We start from the raw sequence: 21,514 nt of genomic DNA, 5'->3' as shown, positions 1-21,514 counted from the left end.
GTCGTAACTATGAAGATTGCTATTATTACCGCATGCCCCAGTGGCGTTGCAAACAGCATCATTGCTGCCGGGCTGCTTGAACAAGCGGCAAAATCGCTCAATTGGACCGCTGTGGTTGAATGCCATTCCAGCATCATTCAAGGCCATACGCTCTCTAGCAGTGAAATCGACAACGCAGATGTGGTGGTTATTGCTCGTAATACACCAATAGATACCACCCGCTTTATCGGCAAAAAAGTGTACCAAAGTGACATTTCAGCCTGCACGTCTGATCCCGTTGCTTTTTTGAACAGCGCGATAAGTGCAGCGACTATCCTAACTGAGCAAGAGGCAAAAACGGTATCTGCGCCAGTCGTAACGCAAGCCGCTAAAAAAATCGTGGCGATTACCGCTTGTCCAACGGGTGTTGCACACACCTTTATGGCGGCAGAAGCGCTAGAAAACCATACAAAACGCCTTGGCCATCAAATCAAAGTAGAGACACGTGGTTCTGTGGGCGCGAAAAACCAACTCACGGCGCAAGAGATTGCTGATGCGGATTTGGTGATCATTGCGGCCGATATCGAAGTACCACTCGATCGTTTCAACGGCAAAAAACTGTACAAAACCAGTACAGGTCTTGCACTGAAAAAAACCGAGCAAGAGATCACCAACGCGTTTAACCAAGCGTCTATTTATACGCAATCGTCAGCGTCTAATAACAATCAAACCGAAGAGAAAAAAGGGGTGTACAAGCACCTGATGACTGGGGTATCTCACATGCTTCCTGTCGTAGTCGCGGGTGGTTTGATCATCGCACTCTCTTTTGTGTTTGGTATTGAAGCGTTTAAAGAGCAAGGCACATTGGCGGCAGCGCTGATGACCATTGGTGGCGGTTCAGCCTTTGCATTAATGATCCCTGTCATGGCGGGTTTTATTGCGTTCTCGATTGCTGACCGTCCGGGGCTTGCTCCTGGTTTGATTGGCGGGATGTTGGCAAGCTCTACCGGAGCCGGTTTTCTTGGCGGTATTGTGGCCGGTTTCATTGCAGGTTACGCCGCTAAATTCATTGCAGATAAAGTCTCCTTACCTCAATCGATGGAAGCGCTAAAACCGATCCTCATCATTCCATTTGTGGCGAGTCTCTTTACTGGCTTGGTGATGATTTACATCGTTGGTGGCCCTGTATCGAGCATCATGGCTGCAATGACTGAGTTCTTAAACAACATGGGCTCAGCCAACGCCGTACTTCTGGGTGTAATCCTAGGCGCGATGATGTGCTTTGACTTAGGCGGGCCGATTAATAAAGCAGCGTATACCTTTGGTGTTGGTCTACTTGCTTCGCAAACTTACGCACCAATGGCCGCTATTATGGCTGCGGGTATGGTGCCAGCGTTAGGTATGGGCCTTGCGACTTTCCTTGCCAGAGACAAATTTGAAGCCGGTGAACGTGAAGCGGGTAAAGCCTCATTTGTACTAGGTTTATGCTTTATCTCTGAAGGGGCAATTCCATTTGCAGCGAAAGATCCAATGCGCGTTATCCCAGCTTGTATGGCAGGCGGCGCGTTAACGGGTGCACTGTCTATGTTGTTTGGCGCGAAATTAATGGCTCCGCACGGCGGCTTATTTGTCCTACTGATCCCAAATGCGATTACACCTGTACTGATGTACCTAATCGCGATTGCGGCTGGTACGGCGGTGACTGGCTTTGGTTACGCCTTCCTTAAAAACCGCGCAAAAGCGAGCGAGAGCTCAACCGCGGCAGCAATATAATTTGCATCATTAATATCTAACCATCATGAGTGAGCAGCAGCGCTGCTCACTTTTTCACGCTTTTCCAGGGCTAAAATTCCTTTACACGCACCGCTGACACGCCGCATACTCACCCTCAGTTTAAGTAGCCTCGCGATAGTTATGATCCAGTCATTGATGTTTGCCTTCTTGTTTAGCTTATTGAGCCTGTTCTCCTCGCTCAACCTCAATGCTACACAAAGCTTTTCTGCGAGTGAGTCTACGACAATCCAGCATGTTCATTTTTCCAGTCATCCATTTTTTGTTGATCGTGATGCAGCGATATTAACCACAAGGCATGAGTCGCCACGAGTCAGTGGGCTTCGGTTAATCTCAGATGACGACGAAGAGACGAGCGCAGAAACTACCCTACTTTTTTACACTCTCAGTACCACTGCGTTTGTCGTCATTTGTTCTCTGTATATAGGTCAATCAACTCACGTTTTTGTGCGTAAAGCACTGCAATTTTCCAACCTGTATTCACGCTTCGCCCACGCTTAACACCTTTTTCAATCGGACCAATTATTACTATTTACTGATTGAGGAAGCTTGTTATGAATACTTTTTTGTCTATTTTCTCTGCCTTATGGCATCAAGATCTGTTTGCGCTACAACAGGTCGATCTGTCGTTACTTTACCTCTGCATTGGGTTACTTATCTTCGTTGAAAGTGCATTTATTCCAGCAGCGCCGCTGCCTTGCGATAGTGTGATTGTACTGTGCGGTAGCCTTGCGGCCGTTGGGGTACTCAACCTTTATGCCATTATTGGCGTGTTGGTTTTTGCTGGTTGGCTGGGCAGTGCGATCGCCTTTTATCAAGGACACCAACTTAAAGAGTGGCGATTAGTCTCAACTTGGCTCAACAAAGTCTCAGAAAAACAGTGGCGCACTACCGATAACTTGATCCAAAGGTATGGGCTACTGGCCATGTTCATGGGGCGCTTTCTGCCGGTAGTTCGTTCTTTGCTGCCTATGGTAATGGGGCTGCGTAATGCAGTAACACCAACACGCTTCCTGCTCGTCTCACCACTGAGCGCGCTGGCGTGGATTCTGTTTTTGGTCGGCTCAGGCTTAGGTATTTCTCTTTTGCCCGATAAGCTTGCCAAAATAGCCAATCATGCGTTGATATTAGCACCACTGATGACACTGTTGATCGCTATCTCAACGGTACTGGTGGGTTGGTTAATGCGTAAACGTTCACTGCAAAAAGCCCCTCGTATCAGTGAAGAAAGCCAGTAGATCACCGAACTAATCTCTCAGCAGTGTGAAGCTAATGCTTCCACTGTTGAAGAAATTAGCCAGCCTCTCTGTTTTATGGTGTTAGCTGACGTGTTAGAGATATCCAATACAAAGGTGGGTAAACTATTCAAAACCTAACACTACCGTTACACAATGTAATTAATAACATTCATTGTTACGAAAAAATTGAAACTTCTTTCTCAAAACCTGAGTTGACAGTCACATTCCCCAAAATAATTCAAACCTCATGACGTATATTGCCACCAAATACATGTCGAGGTTGTTATGAAAATATATCGTCTACTATTCGTTAGTTGCTTATTTCTGTTGGGATGTGCTTCAAATCAAGCGTTCACTCCGATCAAAGAAGATCCCTATTGGGCGAGCGCCGAGCTGGCCAATGGCATGAAATACCACATTTATCCCAATCAAAAAGAACCCGTTTCCATCCGCTTGATTGTTCACGCAGCCGCATTTCAAGAAAACAATCAGCAACAGGGCTACGCTCATTTTCTTGAGCATATGGCTTTTAATGGCAGCGCTCATTATGCCGGAAATGATGCGATCAAAACCTTTGAGCAATCAGGTGTCAGTTTTGGCCCTGACATCAATGCTTATACTGCTTATCAAGAAACGGTTTACAAACTGGATTTACCCGATAACCAAGCGGTAGAGCCAGCTCTGGTCTGGTTTAGAGATATTGCCGATGGTATAGAGCTTACTCCCACATCGGTTGAAAATGAAAAACGCGTGATCATGGGCGAGTTTCGTTTTTCACGTAAAGAGGAGAAGAGCTACGCTCAAAACGTTTATGAGCACATGATTGCTAATACTTTATATGCGCAGCATGATCCCTTGGGCACCAAAGAGAGTGTGAACCAAGCGACAGCCGAAGGGATTGCCGATTTTTACCGCACTTGGTATCAGCCACAGCTCACCGAAATCGTTATCGCTGGCAATATCACATTAGAACAAGCCACGGCACTGATAGAAAAACATTTCGCGAGCTGGGAAAAAGGCAGCACGCCAATGCCGACTAGAAATCACAGCATTACGGCCAATAATACAGATTTTGTGGGTTACATTGGTGCCAATGACTCACCGAACATTAGCCTGTTTATCGACCGTGGCGAGCAAAAAATAGCCAGCCGTGAACAGCAAGCCCAATGGTGGCTCGATGATATCGCCCAGCAACTGATACAACAGCGGTTATCCAGCAATTTTAGTGATGCCAACCTTCCAGCACTTTGGATTTATTCCCAAACTATCCCGTTTGAAACCCAGCGCTATTCGTTTGCAGAGGTCGGGTTTCCAGTGGACTCAAGAGAAGCATCGCAAAATCTCTTCTTCTCCACACTTGCTGCACTGCGTGATCATGGTGTGAGTGAGCAAGAGTTTCAGGCGATTTTCCGTCAGTATCAAGAGATGCTAGCGAACTTCGATAACAATTGGCAAAAAGCCACCGCGATAGATTTAGTCGAAGAAAAAACGCTGGCGCGCACATTGGATCAACCGATCCAGTCGCATTTAGACCGACGGTCGACGTTAACCGAATTTATCTCGACCACCAACAGTGCCATGCTCGATAAACACCTTCGCAAATTATTGTCTAGCGACTACCAGATCAATATTGGGTTGGATAAAAGTGAAGACAACGAATCCGTCGTCGCGACACTGCCAACACTCAAAACCCTGTTTGCCCAAAAAGGGCGGCCACCGCTACTACAAGAGGTCAATCAAGCTTTTGTAACACCTACGCAGATAGGTGCTATTTTGTCGGAATCTCAACCTCAAGAGCCGATGGATATCACCACTTGGATGCTAAGTAACGGTGTTGAAGTGTGGTATCACAGAGACACTAACGCAGGGGAAAAAGTGTATACCTCTTTGGCAAGCCTTGGTGGTAAAGCAAGCTTAGAGCCCGATTTGCGTAAAGCTTCTGAAGTGCTTATTCCGAGTGCCATACGCGGTGGAATTGGTAACTTTAGCGGCTCTCAGTTGGATAATCACCTGAGAAGACACGGCATCATATTGAATCCCTACATCGACTTTACGTCGCATGGTATCAGCCTTGAATCATCTAAAGATGAGTTAGCCGAAGCGTTTGCGGCCCTTTATACGGCGATGACAGCCATCAACATCGACGACAGCCATCTGCAGTTAACAAAACAAGAGTTTAAGCAAAATCGTGATACTTTTCTTCGCTCACCCATTGGCCAGATGGCGCTCGCCATTAATCGCAATAGCTATCTGCCGGACACCACTCATTGGTTATACGAAGGATCGGACATCAATACGGTGAGTGTTGAGCAACTGATGCAAACCCATGATGATCTCTTTAAGAAAAATAGAGGCTTTAAACTCTTTATTACCGCAGACATTAAACCTGCCGAACTGAAACCGCTATTGCGTACCTATGTAGCGTCATTAACCTTCAGCTCTGCACCTGAGGTCGATTATCGCATTGATTATCGCGCAGACTTTCAGCCTCGAATCGACATGGCGATCAATGACGAAAAAAGCAGTGCCTATCTTGCCAGAGTGATCAGTAACGACCCGGAACACAAATCGGCTACTACTATCTTTATGGATGATATGTTGTGGCGTGTGGCAAACCGCCGCATGGTGAGTCAGGTGCGTGAACAGCTAGGGCTGGATTATGCTCCTAATACCTTTGCAGTTTCAGCCGATAGTGAACCACACAACGATTGGCTATTTAGCGTTGAGATTTCATCCAATGATGTCGACACCGCAGAGCAAGCCATTGATAAGCTGATTGACGGTTTATCCGTCGAAATAACGGAAGAGGAAACGCTCACCGCAGCAAAACAATTGATTGCCGATCTCAAACCACTCACAGACGACCCCAAGCAGATGAATTGGTTTATTCAACGTTATTCACTGCACGGGTACGGCATCGATGCGTTGTTTAACATAGAGCAAACGGCAAACCGAATCACCGCACAAGAGATGACGTTGAGAGCCAAGCAAATTTTTAATCACCACAACAGACGAACCAAAATTATTATGCGCCCGAAAGCGAAATAACAGCAGTAGAGTCAACCCTAGGATACTCAAACTGCCACCGCTCTCCTCTTGAGGGGCAACAGTTTGAGTATCAATCAGAACACGTACCCCATTTTGAGTGGCAACATAATATTTAGGCGCCTCTGCCCCTGTAAGAACGCGCTGAATCCAGCTCTGATAATCATAAAGCTCCGTAAATACCGAGGTGATCGGTTGGTTAGTATCGCCACATAGTGAAGGCCCAAAGCTGGTTAAACCAATTTGAATGTATTGCGAGCCATTAAACCAATAGACAGGCCCACCGGAATCGCCAGAACAGGTGGAGTTTTTATATGCACCGCTTACCGCACCATCAAAACAGATCTGCTTTGAGGTCAGTGCCGAGCCATAAAAAGCGCTACAGACGGCATTACTAACAAAAGTGAGGGTCGTTTCTTGCAACTGCTTATTAGCATTCGGGACATTACCCGCCACGTAGCCATGCCCAATCGCTTTGTAATTATTGCCAGCAGGGTAATCATTATTTGACTGAGTATTGAGTAGCGCAGAATAGTCCGCCACATTGAGCGGTGTTTCGAGCTTGATAATCGCAATGTCATCACGCCAGAGTGCGCTGGACGAATTGATGTAAGTACTGGGGTAATAAAAAGCCGCCGCGCGCGATATCTGGATATTCCCGTAGGGGAAATCGGCCACATTATCCAACTGAGGCACTACCACCGTATAAAGCATGGTATCTTTTTTACCGTAAATACAATGAGCTGCCGTCAAAATAAACTGTGAATTGATAATACTCGCCCCACAAAAACTGTTGGTACTATACTGAGCGCTGCTTTGATATAAAAGGCTAGCAAAAGAAGGGTAAGTGGCACTGCTGGTATCCGAACCATTCACAATGTAAGGCTGGAAATCAACCGCATAAGCATTTGCTGATAGCATCGCACTGAACAGTATCCATTTGTACATCCATCACCTCGTCACTCATCTAGAAAGATACGCGTGTATCACTTTCAAGTTTAGCGCCCTAAGTGGAACCTGCTCAAAAAAGGCAATAAAAAAGCGACCTAAACAGGTCGCTCGAGATCAATAAGGGTTCAACGTCTACGAATGAAGGGGATAAACATCAGCAGTAAAGACCACCAGCCGAATGAACCGCCACTGTCAGAAGGTGGGTTTAAATAAGCTTGGCGTTTCGCTTCTGTTGCGACAAATTTTGGTGGTTCAGAACCAAGCAGAACACTCTCAATCCAAGTAGAATAGTCAAGGATTTCTGTAAATACAGACGTTGAACCAATTAGCGGATTAGGGTCTCCACACTTGGTAGTTGGCCCGAAGCTGGTTATACCAACTTGGATATAGTTACCGCCAATATGCCAAAATAACGGCCCCCCAGAATCGCCCTGACAGGTTGCATTTTCAAGCCCCGTAGAACCTATCACTCCTTCCATACATAAATTAGTGTCCGTGGTGGAAGTGTAATTGCAATATACATTAGGCACATAGGTTAAATTAGTTTTCTGTAGATACGTTTTAGTATCAATATTAGAAGAGGTATTACCATGCCCAACGGCAATAAAGGTTTCACTTGATGAACGATAAGTACTATCAGAATTTGCGGTAGGCCGCGTTAAGTAGTCAGCAGACGACACCATTGTCAAAGGTGTTTCAAGCTTGAGGATCGCAATATCATCCAATAAAGTGGTGTTGTTATAAGTTGATGGGTAATAGATCTCCGCCACTCGCGCTTTTTCTAATATGTTGTATGGAAAGTTTGTTTCAATTTGCAGCTTAGGTACAACAGAGGTGAAAAGCTGATTTGCACTATTACCATAAACACAGTGCGCAGCCGTCAATACGTATTGGTTATTGAGCAACGAAGCACCGCAATAGCTTCCTCTTCCATACGAACCGTTATAATCAATTTGATCAAAAAACAAGCTCGCTATAGAAGGAAACTCCGTCACGCTTGCATCCGTACCGTTTACTATGTAGGGCTGAGCATCAACGGCGAACACATTGCCAGAGACGGCGAGCGAAGATAAAAGTACTACCCATTTGTTCATCATGTCATTCCTTATCACTTTGAACCCAGATAGTACTTAATCCGTTATCGATATGAAACATCTTTAAATGCGCTTTTATTACATTTTATGATGCTTTAGCCGCGATAATAACGCTGAGCCACAAACGGCATTTTCTCAACCACCATAGGCAGCATTTTTCCGCGCACATCAGCAAAAATTTCTGTGCCTATCGCTGATAAATCAGCTCGGATATAGGCCATAGACACGGGCTTGCCAGCCGTCGGTCCCGCTGTACCACTGGTCACTACGCCTATATGCTGGCCATCGGCATCAAATAGCTCCGTTCCTTCACGTACTGGCGCTTTAGTTAACCCCACTAAACCTACACGTTTACGTGCAACATCTTTGCTTTCGATCTGCCCAAGAATGATGTCTGCACCCGGGAAACCACCCGCACGCTCACCTTCAGCACGACGCACTTTGCTTATCGCCCATAACAAGCTCGCTTCAACTGGCGTTGTGGTGGTATCAAGATCATGCCCGTAAAGGCACAAACCGCACTCTAAACGCAGTGAATCGCGCGCGCCCAGACCAATCCATTCCACTTCTTCATAAGAGGTCAGTTTACGCGCCAATGCTTCGGCCTGCTCTGCTGGTACAGAAATTTCATAACCATCTTCACCGGTATAACCACTTCTGCTGACAATGCACTGGGCTCCATCGATGTCCATTAGCTGAATATCCATAAAGTGCATCGTCATCACTTGCGGTTGCAGGCGAGCTAGCACTTCAGCGGCTTTTGGCCCTTGCAGCGCTAACAGCGCGCGATCGTCAATGACTTCGAGCTCAACACCTTGTGGCAAATGTGCTTGTAGATGAGCAATATCTTGTGCTTTACAAGCCGCATTAACCACAACAAACAGATGATCATCAAGGTTAGCAACCATCAAGTCATCCATGATGCCACCTTGTGCATTGGTGAAAAAAGCGTAACGCTGCTTGCCTGCTGGTAAGTCAATAATGTCGACCGGAACCAATGACTCCAATGCTTGCGCGGCATTGGCTCCATGCAAACGAAGTTGGCCCATATGCGAAACATCAAACAAACCAGCCGCCTCGCGAGTATGCAAATGCTCGTTCTTTACCCCTAATGGGTACTGAACGGGCATGTCATAGCCAGCAAATGGCACCATTTTCGCTCCAACTTCGATGTGCAGCGCATGTAAAGGAGTAGTGAGTAATGTTTGATTTGCATGTTCTTGAGTCATTTTTATCTCCATTTCAGCCGACCCAGCAGGGAATTCACCACCAAATTTTGGCTATTATGTCCAAAGAAGAGGAAACCATGTTTCCAATAGTGAACAAGAATGCGCCCGTTCGGACGGATTAACAAGTTCAAAACAAGATGAATTGTCAAAATTAACAACCCAATCACAATTAAAAGTCGCGAGATGCTTACCATCGCCTGAGCTAAAAGTGATTAAAAGCACACTACAGAGGGCAAAGCCAACAAATAGCAAACGATTGCTGTCACTATAAGAAACTTCGCGTTTTCACACTCATTTTGCAGTAACCCACAAAATCAATGCATCCTCTTCGCTGACAGAGACCAGCATGTGCCCCATGTTAGCGTCGTAATAAACGCTATCACCTTCCGCCAATCGAACCGGTTCATAAAATTCGCTATAGAACAAAACTTCACCCGTGAGGATCAACAAAAACTCCTCACCATCGTGACGAACCCAGTCACTGTACTCTTCAAATGCACGAGCTCGCACTCGGCTTTTAAACGGCATCATTTTCTTATTAGAGAGCTGCGTGGCGAGCAATTCATGCTCGTAAGTTGGGGTGGGATGCGGCTTTCCCTGACCAATACGAGAAATATCCCTACGACCTGTTGCCACAATTTTCTTTGGTGGCTCAAATAGTTGAGGCATATCTATCTGCAATCCATGAGCGAGTTTTTGCATCGCTTGGTAGGTTGGAGAAATCTGTTCGTTTTCGATTTTACTCAATGTAGATCGAGCTAATCCTGTCCGCTGGCTCGCCTCTTCTAGCGTAATCCCAAGCTTAGAGCGGATCTCTTTAATACGTTGCCCAAGCTTAAGCGGTTCGATCGTTTGTTCACCAGTTTCCTTGGCCAAGGTCAACGATGGGTACTCATCATAAATGTCTTCAGACATGCTTTCCCTCGATTATTATCTTCCTGATTTCGGCCATCATTGTGGCATAAAGCCAACGCAAGGTTAAAGAGGCTGCACGTAAATAAAGCGTGCTCTTGCTTACAAAAAAAGAAACCATGTTTCCTATAGGAAATTTTTGATTGATTGTTTATAAGTCAAAGAGTATGTTACTGACTTGTTAGATAAAGAGATGCAGTTTACCACTTATTGCGGTTAGGGATTTAACAAGGTTTAAGTGGCTTTTCACCCCGTATTGTTGGGGTTGCAATCCAGTTTAAGGATAACTGACACTCTGCTTTGTTGTCGCCTAACGGCTTAACGATAAGGCAGCCACTAAAAAGGAATGACGGAATGTTTAGCCAATCCGTCGGATTATTGGAAGGTCATCTACCATGAATGCCAACGTGAACAAAAGTTACCCCAACCACTGCCTTGAGAGCTTTTTCTCAACCAACCTTGCTGCCACTGATGATGCTGTCTTTGCGGGTATTCAAGCCGAATACGTGCGCCAAAATGAACAAATTGAGCTGATCGCCTCAGAAAACATCGTTTCAAAAGCCGTTATGCAAGCGCAAGGTACTTGTCTCACCAATAAATATGCAGAAGGCTACCCCGGCCGTCGCTATTACGGTGGTTGCGAACACGTTGATACCGTCGAAACCATTGCGATTGAACGTGCAAAATCCCTATTCCATTGTCAATACGCCAACGTGCAGCCGCATTCAGGCGCACAAGCTAATGGCGCGGTGATGCTGGCTTTACTGCAACCGGGTGACACGATTTTAGGTATGTCTCTGGATGCCGGAGGCCACCTCACTCATGGCGCTCGGCCTGCCCTCTCTGGTAAATGGTTTAATGCTATTCAATATGGTGTCGATAGCACGACCTTAGAAATCAATTATGATGATGTACGCAGCCTCGCGTTAGAGCATCAACCAAAAATGATCATTGCGGGCGGCTCTGCCATTCCTCGGGTGATTGATTTTGCCAAATTCCGAACCATTGCTGATGAAGTGGGCGCGCTCTTAATGGTCGATATGGCGCATATTGCCGGGTTAGTCGCCACTGGTGCTCACCCAAGCCCATTGCCGCATGCCCACGTTGTCACGACCACCACACATAAAACCTTGCGCGGCCCACGAGGCGGTATGGTTTTGACCAACAGCGAAGAGATCAGCAAAAAAATTAACTCGGCGGTTTTCCCCGGCCTGCAAGGTGGCCCGTTAATGCACGTAATTGCGGCCAAAGCGGTAGCACTAGGCGAAGCGTTAGGCCCTGAGTTTCATCGTTATATTGATTCGGTGATCGATAACGCAAAAGTTCTCGCCGAAGTATTGCAAACTCGCGGTTGTGACATTGTGACTGGCGGGACTGACACTCATCTCATGCTTGTTGATCTTCGCCCTAAAGGGCTGAAGGGGAATATCGCCGAACAAGCATTAGAGCGTGCAGGAATCACATGTAACAAAAATGGCATCCCATTTGATACCGAGAAGCCTATGATTACTTCGGGTATTCGTTTAGGTACGCCAGCTGGAACCAGCCGTGGTTTTGGTCGTGAAGAATTCAAACTCATCGGTGAGTGGATTGGCGATGTTCTTGATGGCCTTGTTGTGAGCCCAGAAGGAAACAGTGATGTTGAGCAACGTGTGCGCAAACAAGTTAAAGCGCTGTGCCAACGCTTCCCACTCTACCAATAGCCTTTTTAAATTAAACACAAGTTCAAATCAATACGATACTTTTTTGGAGATAAAGCAATGGACAATACACTGAAGTTTGCAGATAGCCACGAGTGGGTGCGCGACAACGGTGACGGCACAGTGACCATCGGTATTTCTGAGCATGCGCAAGAGATGCTTGGTGACGTCGTGTTTGTTGACCTACCTGAAGTAGATACAGAAATTGATGCTGGAGACAGTTTTTCTCTGGTTGAATCTGTCAAAGCCGCTTCAGATATTTACGCACCGATTACAGGTGTCATCGTTGAAATCAACGAAGAGTTAGAAGATAGCCCAGAACTCATCAACGAAGAACCGTATGAAGGTGGCTGGATTGTGAAAGTGAAGATGTCTGATGCTTCTGAACTCGACAATCTAAAAAATGCAGAAGAGTACCAAAACTCTATCGAAGAAGATTAATTAGCCCATCACGGATCAAAGCTGCCCAGCATGGGCGGCTTTTTTTTAAGGTCGCACACGATCTTTGAAAAGGTAAAGGAAATGACTGAATTACTTCACAGCCCACTGCTTAGCCAGTTAAGTACCGAAAATGAGTTTGTTGCACGCCACAACGGACCCAACCCAGCCGATCAACAAAAAATGCTCAACGCGATTAACGCCGAAAGCTTAGCCGCGTTAATCGAGCAAACCGTTCCTGCGCAAATTCGTTTAGAAAGCCCAATGTCTCTTGCTGCGCCTAAAAGCGAAGCCGATATGCTCAGCGCGATGAAAGTATTTGCCAATCAAAACCAGATTAAACGCACGTTCATTGGTCAAGGTTACTACAACACCTTCACGCCGAACGTCATTTTGCGTAACGTACTGGAAAATCCCGGTTGGTATACGGCTTACACGCCCTACCAGCCAGAAATCTCTCAAGGTCGCTTGGAATCACTGCTTAACTACCAACAAATGGTGATGGATTTAACAGCGATGGATATTGCCAACGCGTCGCTGCTCGATGAAGCAACGGCCGCTGGCGAAGCAATGACACTGTGTAAACGCGCAGGAAAAAGCAAAAGTAACGTCTTTTTTGTGGCGGACGATGTTCATCCACAAACCATTGAAGTGGTAAAAACTCGCGCTGAATTTATCGGTTTTGAGGTACAAATCGGCGCACTCGACTCATTGCCTGAACAAGATGTGTTTGGCGCGCTGCTGCAATACCCAAGCACCACAGGTGAAGTGCGTGATTTAAGCGATCTGATTGCTAAAGCGCAAGCCAATAAAATCTTGGTCACTGTTGCCACGGATTTACTGGCCAGCACCTTGCTGAAACCAGTGGGTGAAATGGGCGCGGATGTCGTGATTGGCTCGGCTCAACGTTTCGGTGTCCCTATGGGTTATGGCGGCCCACACGCCGCCTTTATGGCAACGCGTGAAGCGCACAAACGCACTATGCCCGGCCGCGTGATCGGCGTGTCGATTGACGCCAAAGGTAACCCAGCACTGCGCATGGCAATGCAAACTCGCGAGCAGCACATTCGCCGCGAAAAAGCAACCTCGAACATCTGTACCGCGCAAGCTCTGCTGGCTAATATGGCCTCGTTTTATGCGGTCTATCATGGCGCAGAAGGGTTGCGCACCATTGCGCGCCGTACTCATCATATGACAGCAATTCTAGCGGCAGGCTTAACTCAAGCGGGTTACGAATTGGTGCATAACAGCTTCTTTGACACGATTACCTTAAAGAGCGCCGCTCAAACTCAAGCTCTGTACGCAAAAGCGCAGCAAGCCGACATCAACTTACGCCGATTTGATGACCAATTGGGCATCAGTTTGGATGAAACCACCACCACAGCTGATCTTGAAACCCTGTTTGCGGTTTTCGATATTAAGCAATCGGTAAGCGCGCTGTCGGCAGAAATTGCCGCCAACGAATTTGCAGCGATTCCAGAACAGTGCCGCCGTCAATCTCGCTTCCTAACGCATCCTGTGTTCAACACCTATCACAGCGAAACGCAAATGATGCGTTATTTGAAAAAACTTGAGAATAAAGACTTTTCATTAACTCACGGCATGATCCCGCTTGGCAGTTGCACCATGAAACTGAACGCCGCAGCCGAGATGATCCCTGTCACTTGGCCTGAATTTGGTTCAATCCACCCATTTGCACCGAAAGAGCAAGCCGCAGGTTACGCCGCTCTCGCTAAGGATTTAAAAGAAAAGCTCTGTGAAATCACAGGCTATGATGCCTTCTCGCTACAACCAAATTCCGGTGCTTCTGGCGAATATGCAGGACTTGTAGCGATTCAGCGCTACCACAAAAGCCGTGGTGAAGGGCACCGTAACGTCTGCTTAATTCCGAGCTCAGCACACGGTACCAACCCTGCAACCGCTTCAATGGTTTCGATGAAAGTAGTGGTCGTGAAATGTGATAATAACGGCAACGTTGATATCGCAGACCTCGCAGACAAAATTGAGAAGCATAAAGAGAACCTCTCTAGCATCATGATCACTTATCCTTCAACGCACGGCGTTTACGAAGAACAAGTTAAAGAAGTCTGTAACATGGTTCACGCCGCGGGCGGCCAAGTTTACCTTGATGGTGCCAACATGAACGCGCAAGTTGGTTTAACCAATCCGGGCTTTATTGGCTCTGATGTTTCTCACCTCAACCTGCACAAAACATTCTGTATTCCACATGGCGGCGGCGGCCCAGGTATGGGGCCGATTGGTGTAAAATCTCACCTAGCGCCTTTCCTACCGGGACATATTGAAGGGGGAGTTGAAGGCAGCGATCACGCCGTATCTGCGGCCGATTTAGGCAGCGCTTCTATTTTGCCTATCTCATGGGCTTATATTGCCATGATGGGTGCAGAAGGCTTAACCACGGCTACTCAAGTCGCTATTTTAAATGCTAACTATGTGATGGAAAGACTGCGCCCACACTACCCTATTCTTTACCGTGGTAGTAACGGCCGCGTAGCGCACGAATGCATTATTGACATTCGTCCGCTTAAAGAAGCGACAGGTATCAGCGAAGAAGACATTGCTAAACGTTTGATGGATTATGGCTTCCACGCACCGACGATGTCATTCCCTGTTGCTGGCACCTTGATGATTGAACCAACCGAATCGGAAGACTTAGCCGAATTGGATCGCTTCTGCGAGGCGATGATTGCGATTCGCGCCGAAATGGAGAAAGTTCAATCAGGCGAATGGCCATTAGCCGACAACCCGTTAGTGAATGCGCCGCATACACAATCGGATCTCGCGAGTGAAGCATGGGCTCACCCATATTCTCGTGAAACGGCTTGCTTCCCATCCGCTCATACTCAGGCATCAAAATACTGGCCAACCGTGAGCCGCGTCGATAACGTTTACGGTGACCGTAACCTTGTCTGCTCATGCCCAAGTATCGATAACTACCAAGAGTAGGTGCTGATGTTGATGGCGCGTCGTCACAGTTTATGATCATCTTTTAGGTTGTGACTGACTTTGTTATCAATATTCAATAATAAAGGCGAACTGAGAAGTTCGCCTTTTTGTTATGCTGTAAAACGATTTTTGGACAAAAGTGAGCTAACAACAACTCCAGTGACTAATATCGATCCCACTTCATCATGCACTCAGGATGTCCCGTATGCTCATCCAACTGCTCACTGATGGTGATAAACCCTTGCTTTAGATAGAACTGATAGCTTGCGTGATTGGCTTTATATACAGAAAGAGTTAGAGTATTTCTTTGAGGCTTAACATGAGCGATTAACTCTTTACCAATACCTTTACATTGATGCTCTGGTGCAACAAAAATTGCCGCTAACATGTCTTCGTATAGCGAGTAGAACCCTACAATCTCACCATTTTTTTCATATACATAAGTCTCTGAGGCAGGGATGTAGATATCACGCATGCTGGGAACTTGTGACTTCCAGAACTCTGGCGATACAAAACCGTGAGCCTTGATGGATGCATTAAGCCAAATTGTTAAAATGCGTTCAATATCTGTTGGCTTGAGTTTTCTAATCATTCCGATATTCCGTTGGTAAATTGTTTGGTATTGCCTGATATTATCCAAATTAAACGGTTCTGAGATTGAACATTTCCGACAATCTCAATCGTTGCTAGCTGTGATACCACCATAGACATCAATTGTTAACCCTCGCTCTTTTTCATAGGTTTTCGGCGTTAATCCTAACTGCTTTTTTAGGTAGCGGATTAAATGGGGTTGGTCACTAAATCCAAATCTGAACGCAATATCTACCCAGTCGAGTGCGTCTGAGTCTCGCTGATAAATATACTCTAACATCACCTCTAATCGATTCATGGATTGGCACTGCTTCAGCGTCATTCCAGTCACACGCTGAAAGCTTCTCTCTAAGGTTCGTTGTGAGCAAAAAAGCCGCTCTCCCAAATCAGAGATGGGGGTATTATCAAGATGCTTCAAAGCTTGCCGAGTAAGTTCACTGTGCTTATCTTCAGAGCACAGTTTGAGCCACGGTGTTAATTTCGTATCGAGTTGATCAACACAATTATTCGGGTCACTTTGAGCAAGAGTAATTAACTCATCTAAATCCAATAGATTATAAAGCCTGTCACCGCTTGCTACCTCTTCAACTTGATCGAGTAACATGGATTGCTCTAAAAGAGCCACTTGCTTCGAAAATTGGGGCAAGCTATACAAGGCTCCAGTATGAAATTTAATCCCAAGATGAACGAACGGATTGGTATGATCTAGTGCAACGGTTTGTTGATGGGGATAGAGCCAATGACTTCCTAATCCTATAGAAGCAGCCGAATTGAAATCATAACGATAGCGTTGATTTTTGGGCGAAATGATTAAGTGAGCACAAGGGTCAGGGTTAAGCTTCGGGAATGGATAGCTCTCGGCATTCGGTTGTTTTTCAATCAGCCAATAGCATTGAACATACTTAGCGACAGTTGGAGCTTTCGGTGATAATAACCAATGGAGCATCTAGAATTCCTATAACTTGATGAGGGACGCCCATTTCAGAGCAGCCTAGCATAGCCAGAAATAGTTTGTGATTCGTTACTATAGTTCGAATTCAATCTGGACAATACGATTGACTGCCGTGAGACCCGCTCGTTTTATTGCCTTTTGCGCACCTACATTACTGCTCTCGGTAGAACAAATTGGCGTTAAGTTACGCTCATTGGCGCTTTTTACGAGCCAGTGAAGCACTTGAGTAGCAATGCCTTTCCCACGTTGTGACTGCGCGACAATCATGCCCAGATCGGCATATTCCGTTTGAAATTCGTCGAATAAGCGGCATTCACCTGCGGCAAGTAGTTCTGTTCCCTGCCAGTAACCAAATAGTTCTTTGCAATTGATTAGGTTGTTGTAATAGCCAGTTAACCATTCTTTGGGTGCTCCAATGTTAGCCGCAGCAAATTCAACAAACTGCTCCAATTGATCAGTGGATGCTTGCTGTAGTTCAACGTTACATTGGACGTTTTCATCGCTTTTTTCCATCTGCTGATACATCAACGCATTGACTGTAAACTGTAAAGAGTTATCCATGCACAGCGATAGATATTGAGTCTCAGCTGTGCTAACAAAAGCGCCTTTAACGTCACCAATGACAGAGCTGTTTCCATCAGTAATTAACGTAAATAAATCTCTTTGATCGGTGTTCGCCTCGGTGGATAGATAAAATTGCAGCATATAACCATCACTGTTGATACAGCAGTATCCTACAAGAGCACCTTGTTCATAGAACCCGTAGTGAGTCGCCATTGGTACAAAACCGAAATGCCACATACCGTCTAAGGGTGCGGTGGATTGAGCAAAGTACACTTGTTTTAGGGAATGAATCTGTTCTAGGTTATCGATTGGTTTAATGTTTAACATCGTTTTTATCCTGCATGCTATACAATGACTCTTCAAGTGAGCATTGCTTTTCGATGTCACACATCATAGTTCTTGCTCTTAGCTAAAGATTGAATAAAAACGACAGTTTTCACTACGTATCATCAAAGCTTTGTGCAGCCTTACCTATCCAAAATAAGAGAAGCTCTGAATTGTTTTGGGCCACAGGCTTTTCAGAAGAAAAGCCTGTGGCAGCTCCTGTCTCCTGTCTGTCAGCAGTCTGTTTTCTCAGACAACCTCAGAGCGTCTTCTAGCTCAACGCCAAGGTATCGAATTGTGTTATCTAGCTTCGAATGTCCAAGTAAGATCTGTACGGCCCTGATGTTTTTCGTTCTGGCATAGATTAAAGTGGCTTTGGTGCGGCGCATGGAATGAGTGCCGTAATAGTCAGCATTCAGTCCCAGTTTTGCAGCCCAATTCCTGATAATTGAACGATAGAATGAGTAGCTGATAGGTTGCCCAGTGCGTCGGCTACTCGGGAATAGAAAACTGCTTGCCTCTAGAGATGCTGCAAAAATCCATCGGCTAATACTTTGCTGTGTTCTCGGAGTAATCTCATAGTGGACATCGGTGCCAGTTTTTTGCTGGATGCACTGAACCCTTTCATAGATAACTCCTTGCGAAGAAACATCGTAAACGTGTAGTTTTAGCAAATCACTCGCTCTTAACTTGCTATCTATAGCTAGGTTCAGTAGTGCGAGCTGCATCAGATCATTTTCAATCTCTAGCCTAGTTCTGATCCGCCAGATCTCTTCAAGCTTAAATGGCCTTTTGATGCCACTGCATTTTCCAGATGATAACTTTCTCATGATGACCTCCTCTCAGTGTTTTTGGTCAACATGAAGTTTGGCAGTAACATTTAGTAGGGTTCAGGAAGATCTGAAACGTCGGTGGACAAAAGCGCGTTTGTTCTGTTCCCTATCCTACATAACTCAGATTTGTGAGAGTTCTACATCACTCAAACTATGTAAGCGATTTACACAAAAATAGAAGTATATTAAACTTGTTTCGTTACCACTTAGGTAATTCTCCAGCCTACTGAACCGAAGTAGCTTATTACATTGTGTGATGAGGCTGCCTGTGGCAAGCACAGGCACTCAGTGGAGATTTTGCCGATGAGACCGAAAATTGTTGATGTACGTCAGTACGTTCGATTTCGTCTAGGCAAGCTTGAGGTAGTGTGTAAGCACCGCCGATCGCTGCCAAGACGCTAAGTTGATTGAATACCTCAGTGGTAACCACTATATCTCCATCATACAGTTGTAATGTTCCTCGTCTTGACTCTCAGTAAATATAGACTTGAATCGTTCCAAATATGCTTGAGGTTCAACTTCGACCATCAAACCAATGTTCGTAGGATCAGAGTGTGAACTCCTATTAATGTAGCGATAAAATGCCTTATGTCCTTGTTCTGGCTCTTTTTCTGCTAACTCATTTAGTATGTCAGATAGCTTGTCTCTCTTGTGTACAAAGCCGAAATAATACTCAATGATATTTCGCATTACATTAGGTAAAACAACAGGGTTAGCACTCCCCTCAATTACATCTTTGATTATCTGCCATAAAGACTGATAATCATTTTTTAGCTCATCCTTATTCATTGGCTGTAGATTAGTGTATTGCTTTTTGTTTAAGCGATATAGTGAGTATTTATCATTGAACTTGTCTTTACCTTGTGGCGCCAACTTCAGTAGCTCTTGATAAAAAAACAAACTATGGGTTAGCACAATAACCTTTTTGAACCTATTGCCTTTGATGATTTTGGTGTGAGTAAGAGAGGCTATATCATAGATATAGTTTTGAGAGAGGCTAGAAATTGGATCATCAATAACGACTAGTTTTTCTTTATCGGCAATATCTGAATCCTTACTCATACTGCCGTTGCATTTCTCGATAAAGTACAAGAAGGTTATCAGTGTTTTTTCTCCTTCACTGAGAGATTCAAACACTTCTTTCCCTTCTGTGGCCTTTTCACCTCGGCTAAGTACAAAGTAATTTGGTAGTTCTGGGTCAGTTGATGCAACAATTTCAAAGCTTATTAGACCTAGACTCTTTAAATTTACATTAATTCTTTCAATAGTATCGTCGATATTTGACGTTTTGGATCGAAGGTAGCTGATTCTACTAGCAACTTTTTGACCAACCTGTTTTACTCTTTCTAAATATGCATTTAGTTGTTCTATCTCATTAGCTTTTTCATCTCTTAAACGCTTCTCCAATGAGAAAATAGAATCAGTATGGTATCTAACTGAGTTCCACATCCTGTTTTGGATGTCTTGCTTGCTTTCCTTGAATTTTTTTGCTTTGGTCACTACCGATTTTACAACTGCATTGATCTCGTCAGATATTTTCATTAAAGGATCTGATTTTTCTTTATAGTCAATGAGTTCAATGGATAAGCTTGGCTTTTCTACCTTAGATTTAATCAGGATGAGATTATCTTGATAGGTACGCTCTAGCAGTGCAATAACAGGGTCAATTTTGTGTAAGCTTGGCTCATATAGCGAGCAACTCACAAACGCATCTTTGATGGCGGTAATATAGTTAGTGACAGCATCAGCATAAGTCTTCGAGATAGCTTCTACTTTTTGAACGTTGGCGTCGTATGTTTTGTCAAATAGTGCTGCAAGCTCAGAGCGAAAGGTGTCATCTATAGTATCTTTTTGACAAAAAGGGCATTTTGTTTGAGTTTCCGCTAAGTAATTGTCTTTACCATTTTTAACCCAATTTAAATTGTTGAGTTCAGTAATAAACTCAGTGAGCTGACTACTTGATGAGCCTACAATTGGTTCGGAAAGTATGGTTGATTCTGCAACGCTCAGGCTTGGTGGAGGAGGCAGAGTAATTAGCGTCGGTAGAGTTTTATCAGACTCAGTTAGTGAATTGTACTCATCTTGAAGGCTAACAATTGAGTCTTGGGACGTTCCTTTTTGAGACTTTACTTTGTCGTAAAATTTACTTTTAGACTTTTTATACCCCTCAAGAAACGGTTCAAGGGAAGTTTTCTCGATGATATGCTTTTGTTTGAATACTTCTTCGATAGCTGAATCAGTTGCCTTTTTTTGATCCATTTTGGCGGCTGACATCTTAGTTCTGATACCGCTGTATAAGTCTAACAGTTTTCCCCTAAGTTTTGATTTTTCAGTAATTCTAGCTTCAAGATCTCCATTGTCTTTACTTAATGTGAATACACCTTCCTGCATTGAGCTTTTTACAAAGTTCTGATCTACAAAGGCTTGGTTGTACACAATAGGTGTAAAATGTCCTTCAACATTAAGGCTGCAACTATCGAACTTTTCTCTATCATACAAAAAATTAGAAATTGTAGACTTACCTGTTCCATTTAAACCGAAAATTAACGTATTTTGCTTTGATATATCGATAATTTGTGGTGTAGTCGGATGGTAACTAGTAACCCCTTTTATTGTTATAGAATCGTTCACTTTATCCTCGCTAGTTTTGACTAAATGCACCAATCTTTTAGTAGCTAATCTAAGCTCTAAATAGTCAATTAATTACATAATCATACATGAGAAAAACTTGGTCAAGTTATGTCTGTAGGCTTGGTGAATTGGAACAACACTAACTCATAATGGGGCGTGCGACGTGAGGTCGTATGAAGCGCTGTTCACCGCTTAATGTGTGAACCATCTGTATCACCAGATGAACCTAGGACTCTGAATAAAGTAGCGAGTCTGACAATGTAACGAAGACTGGTCAT

The 21,514-nt window shown here is 44.8% G+C and carries 16 protein-coding genes and 1 pseudogene; 7 read left to right on the top strand and 10 right to left on the bottom strand.

The window, feature by feature from the left end; genetic code table 11:
• Positions 1–9 precede the first annotated feature (9 nt).
• From fruA to AACQ79_RS17940, 4 genes and pseudogenes are all read left to right on the top strand, one after another.
• Positions 10–1,752 carry a PTS fructose transporter subunit IIBC gene (gene fruA, locus AACQ79_RS17955; RefSeq protein WP_170899488.1) on the top strand — a complete coding sequence of 581 codons (1,743 nt, stop codon included), beginning with the start codon at positions 10–12 and terminating at the stop codon, positions 1,750–1,752.
• Positions 1,753–1,893: 141 nt separating this feature from the next.
• Positions 1,894–2,271, top strand: coding sequence for a hypothetical protein (locus AACQ79_RS17950; protein WP_234912201.1), 378 nt, complete (start codon positions 1,894–1,896; stop codon positions 2,269–2,271).
• 53 nt (positions 2,272–2,324) lie between these two features.
• Complete coding sequence (locus tag AACQ79_RS17945) at positions 2,325–3,008, top strand: DedA family protein (protein ID WP_026028609.1); 684 nt, start codon at positions 2,325–2,327, stop codon at positions 3,006–3,008.
• A 285-nt stretch (positions 3,009–3,293) separates the two neighbouring features.
• Positions 3,294–5,831: pseudogene (locus AACQ79_RS17940) on the top strand (M16 family metallopeptidase); the annotation flags it as partial.
• Between the two features lie 75 nt (positions 5,832–5,906).
• Here AACQ79_RS17940 and AACQ79_RS17935 read toward each other — a convergent pair.
• The 4 genes from AACQ79_RS17935 to AACQ79_RS17920 form a co-directional block, all read right to left on the bottom strand.
• A complete protein-coding gene (locus AACQ79_RS17935; RefSeq protein WP_170899487.1) occupies positions 5,907–7,001 on the bottom strand; it encodes a S1 family peptidase in 1,095 nt (364 codons plus the stop codon).
• Between the two features lie 128 nt (positions 7,002–7,129).
• Entirely contained in the window at positions 7,130–8,116 is a 987-nt protein-coding gene (locus AACQ79_RS17930; RefSeq protein WP_094126800.1) for a trypsin-like serine protease, read from the bottom strand.
• Between the two features lie 77 nt (positions 8,117–8,193).
• Entirely contained in the window at positions 8,194–9,327 is a 1,134-nt protein-coding gene (gene gcvT / locus AACQ79_RS17925) for a glycine cleavage system aminomethyltransferase GcvT (protein ID WP_170899486.1), read from the bottom strand.
• Between the two features lie 291 nt (positions 9,328–9,618).
• Complete coding sequence (locus tag AACQ79_RS17920) at positions 9,619–10,242, bottom strand: helix-turn-helix domain-containing protein (protein WP_010320321.1); 624 nt, start codon at positions 10,240–10,242, stop codon at positions 9,619–9,621.
• Positions 10,243–10,634: 392 nt separating this feature from the next.
• Here AACQ79_RS17920 and AACQ79_RS17915 point away from each other — a divergent pair, with 392 nt between their 5' ends.
• The 3 genes from AACQ79_RS17915 to gcvP all read left to right on the top strand — a co-directional run bounded on the left by AACQ79_RS17915 (position 10,635) and on the right by gcvP (position 15,341).
• On the top strand, positions 10,635–11,942 hold the full coding sequence (locus AACQ79_RS17915; RefSeq protein WP_088729426.1) for a serine hydroxymethyltransferase: 1,308 nt from the start codon (positions 10,635–10,637) through the stop codon (positions 11,940–11,942).
• 57 nt (positions 11,943–11,999) lie between these two features.
• On the top strand, positions 12,000–12,380 hold the full coding sequence (gcvH, locus tag AACQ79_RS17910) for a glycine cleavage system protein GcvH (RefSeq protein WP_013868476.1): 381 nt from the start codon (positions 12,000–12,002) through the stop codon (positions 12,378–12,380).
• 81 nt (positions 12,381–12,461) lie between these two features.
• Positions 12,462–15,341, top strand: a complete 2,880-nt coding sequence (gcvP, locus tag AACQ79_RS17905) for an aminomethyl-transferring glycine dehydrogenase (RefSeq protein WP_170899485.1) — start codon at positions 12,462–12,464, stop codon at positions 15,339–15,341.
• A gap of 163 nt (positions 15,342–15,504) precedes the next feature.
• Here the strand turns inward: gcvP and AACQ79_RS17900 are convergent, their stop codons facing one another.
• The 6 genes from AACQ79_RS17900 to AACQ79_RS17875 form a co-directional block, all read right to left on the bottom strand.
• Complete coding sequence (locus AACQ79_RS17900) at positions 15,505–15,933, bottom strand: N-acetyltransferase (RefSeq protein ID WP_017049057.1); 429 nt, start codon at positions 15,931–15,933, stop codon at positions 15,505–15,507.
• An 84-nt stretch (positions 15,934–16,017) separates the two neighbouring features.
• Entirely contained in the window at positions 16,018–16,878 is an 861-nt protein-coding gene (locus AACQ79_RS17895; protein ID WP_017049058.1) for an AraC family transcriptional regulator, read from the bottom strand.
• Between the two features lie 78 nt (positions 16,879–16,956).
• A complete protein-coding gene (locus AACQ79_RS17890; RefSeq protein WP_017050940.1) occupies positions 16,957–17,775 on the bottom strand; it encodes a GNAT family N-acetyltransferase in 819 nt (272 codons plus the stop codon).
• 230 nt (positions 17,776–18,005) lie between these two features.
• On the bottom strand, positions 18,006–18,602 hold the full coding sequence (locus AACQ79_RS17885; protein WP_017050941.1) for a tyrosine-type recombinase/integrase: 597 nt from the start codon (positions 18,600–18,602) through the stop codon (positions 18,006–18,008).
• A 247-nt stretch (positions 18,603–18,849) separates the two neighbouring features.
• Positions 18,850–19,035, bottom strand: a complete 186-nt coding sequence (locus AACQ79_RS17880) for a hypothetical protein (RefSeq protein WP_170899484.1) — start codon at positions 19,033–19,035, stop codon at positions 18,850–18,852.
• The gene (locus AACQ79_RS17875) at positions 19,035–21,236 is read right to left on the bottom strand and encodes an AAA family ATPase (RefSeq protein ID WP_170899483.1); all 2,202 of its coding nucleotides are present in this window, start codon (positions 21,234–21,236) and stop codon (positions 19,035–19,037) included. The genes AACQ79_RS17880 and AACQ79_RS17875 overlap by 1 nt, the downstream gene beginning before the upstream one ends.
• Positions 21,237–21,514 lie beyond the last annotated feature (278 nt).

It is taken from the genome of Vibrio sp. 3-2(1), from assembly GCF_963887575.1.
Taxonomy (GTDB): domain Bacteria; phylum Pseudomonadota; class Gammaproteobacteria; order Enterobacterales; family Vibrionaceae; genus Vibrio; species Vibrio anguillarum.
Note: the sequence above shows the minus strand (reverse complement) of the source record. Positions and strands in the feature narration are given on the sequence as shown.

Bases quoted from the DNA above. Each gene is read 5' to 3' on its own strand.
- AACQ79_RS17915 (WP_088729426.1), top strand. From the start codon at position 10,635: ATGAATGCCAACGTGAACAAAAGTTACCCCAACCACTGCCTTGAGAGC.
- AACQ79_RS17895 (WP_017049058.1), bottom strand. From the start codon at position 16,878: ATGCTCCATTGGTTATTATCACCGAAAGCTCCAACTGTCGCTAAGTAT.
- AACQ79_RS17885 (WP_017050941.1), bottom strand. From the start codon at position 18,602: ATGAGAAAGTTATCATCTGGAAAATGCAGTGGCATCAAAAGGCCATTT.
- AACQ79_RS17945 (WP_026028609.1), top strand. From the start codon at position 2,325: ATGAATACTTTTTTGTCTATTTTCTCTGCCTTATGGCATCAAGATCTG.
- AACQ79_RS17900 (WP_017049057.1), bottom strand. From the start codon at position 15,933: ATGATTAGAAAACTCAAGCCAACAGATATTGAACGCATTTTAACAATT.
- AACQ79_RS17935 (WP_170899487.1), bottom strand. From the start codon at position 7,001: ATGTACAAATGGATACTGTTCAGTGCGATGCTATCAGCAAATGCTTAT.
- AACQ79_RS17950 (WP_234912201.1), top strand. From the start codon at position 1,894: ATGATCCAGTCATTGATGTTTGCCTTCTTGTTTAGCTTATTGAGCCTG.
- gcvP (WP_170899485.1), top strand. From the start codon at position 12,462: ATGACTGAATTACTTCACAGCCCACTGCTTAGCCAGTTAAGTACCGAA.
- gcvT (WP_170899486.1), bottom strand. From the start codon at position 9,327: ATGACTCAAGAACATGCAAATCAAACATTACTCACTACTCCTTTACAT.
- gcvH (WP_013868476.1), top strand. From the start codon at position 12,000: ATGGACAATACACTGAAGTTTGCAGATAGCCACGAGTGGGTGCGCGAC.
- AACQ79_RS17890 (WP_017050940.1), bottom strand. From the start codon at position 17,775: ATGTTAAACATTAAACCAATCGATAACCTAGAACAGATTCATTCCCTA.
- fruA (WP_170899488.1), top strand. From the start codon at position 10: ATGAAGATTGCTATTATTACCGCATGCCCCAGTGGCGTTGCAAACAGC.
- AACQ79_RS17920 (WP_010320321.1), bottom strand. From the start codon at position 10,242: ATGTCTGAAGACATTTATGATGAGTACCCATCGTTGACCTTGGCCAAG.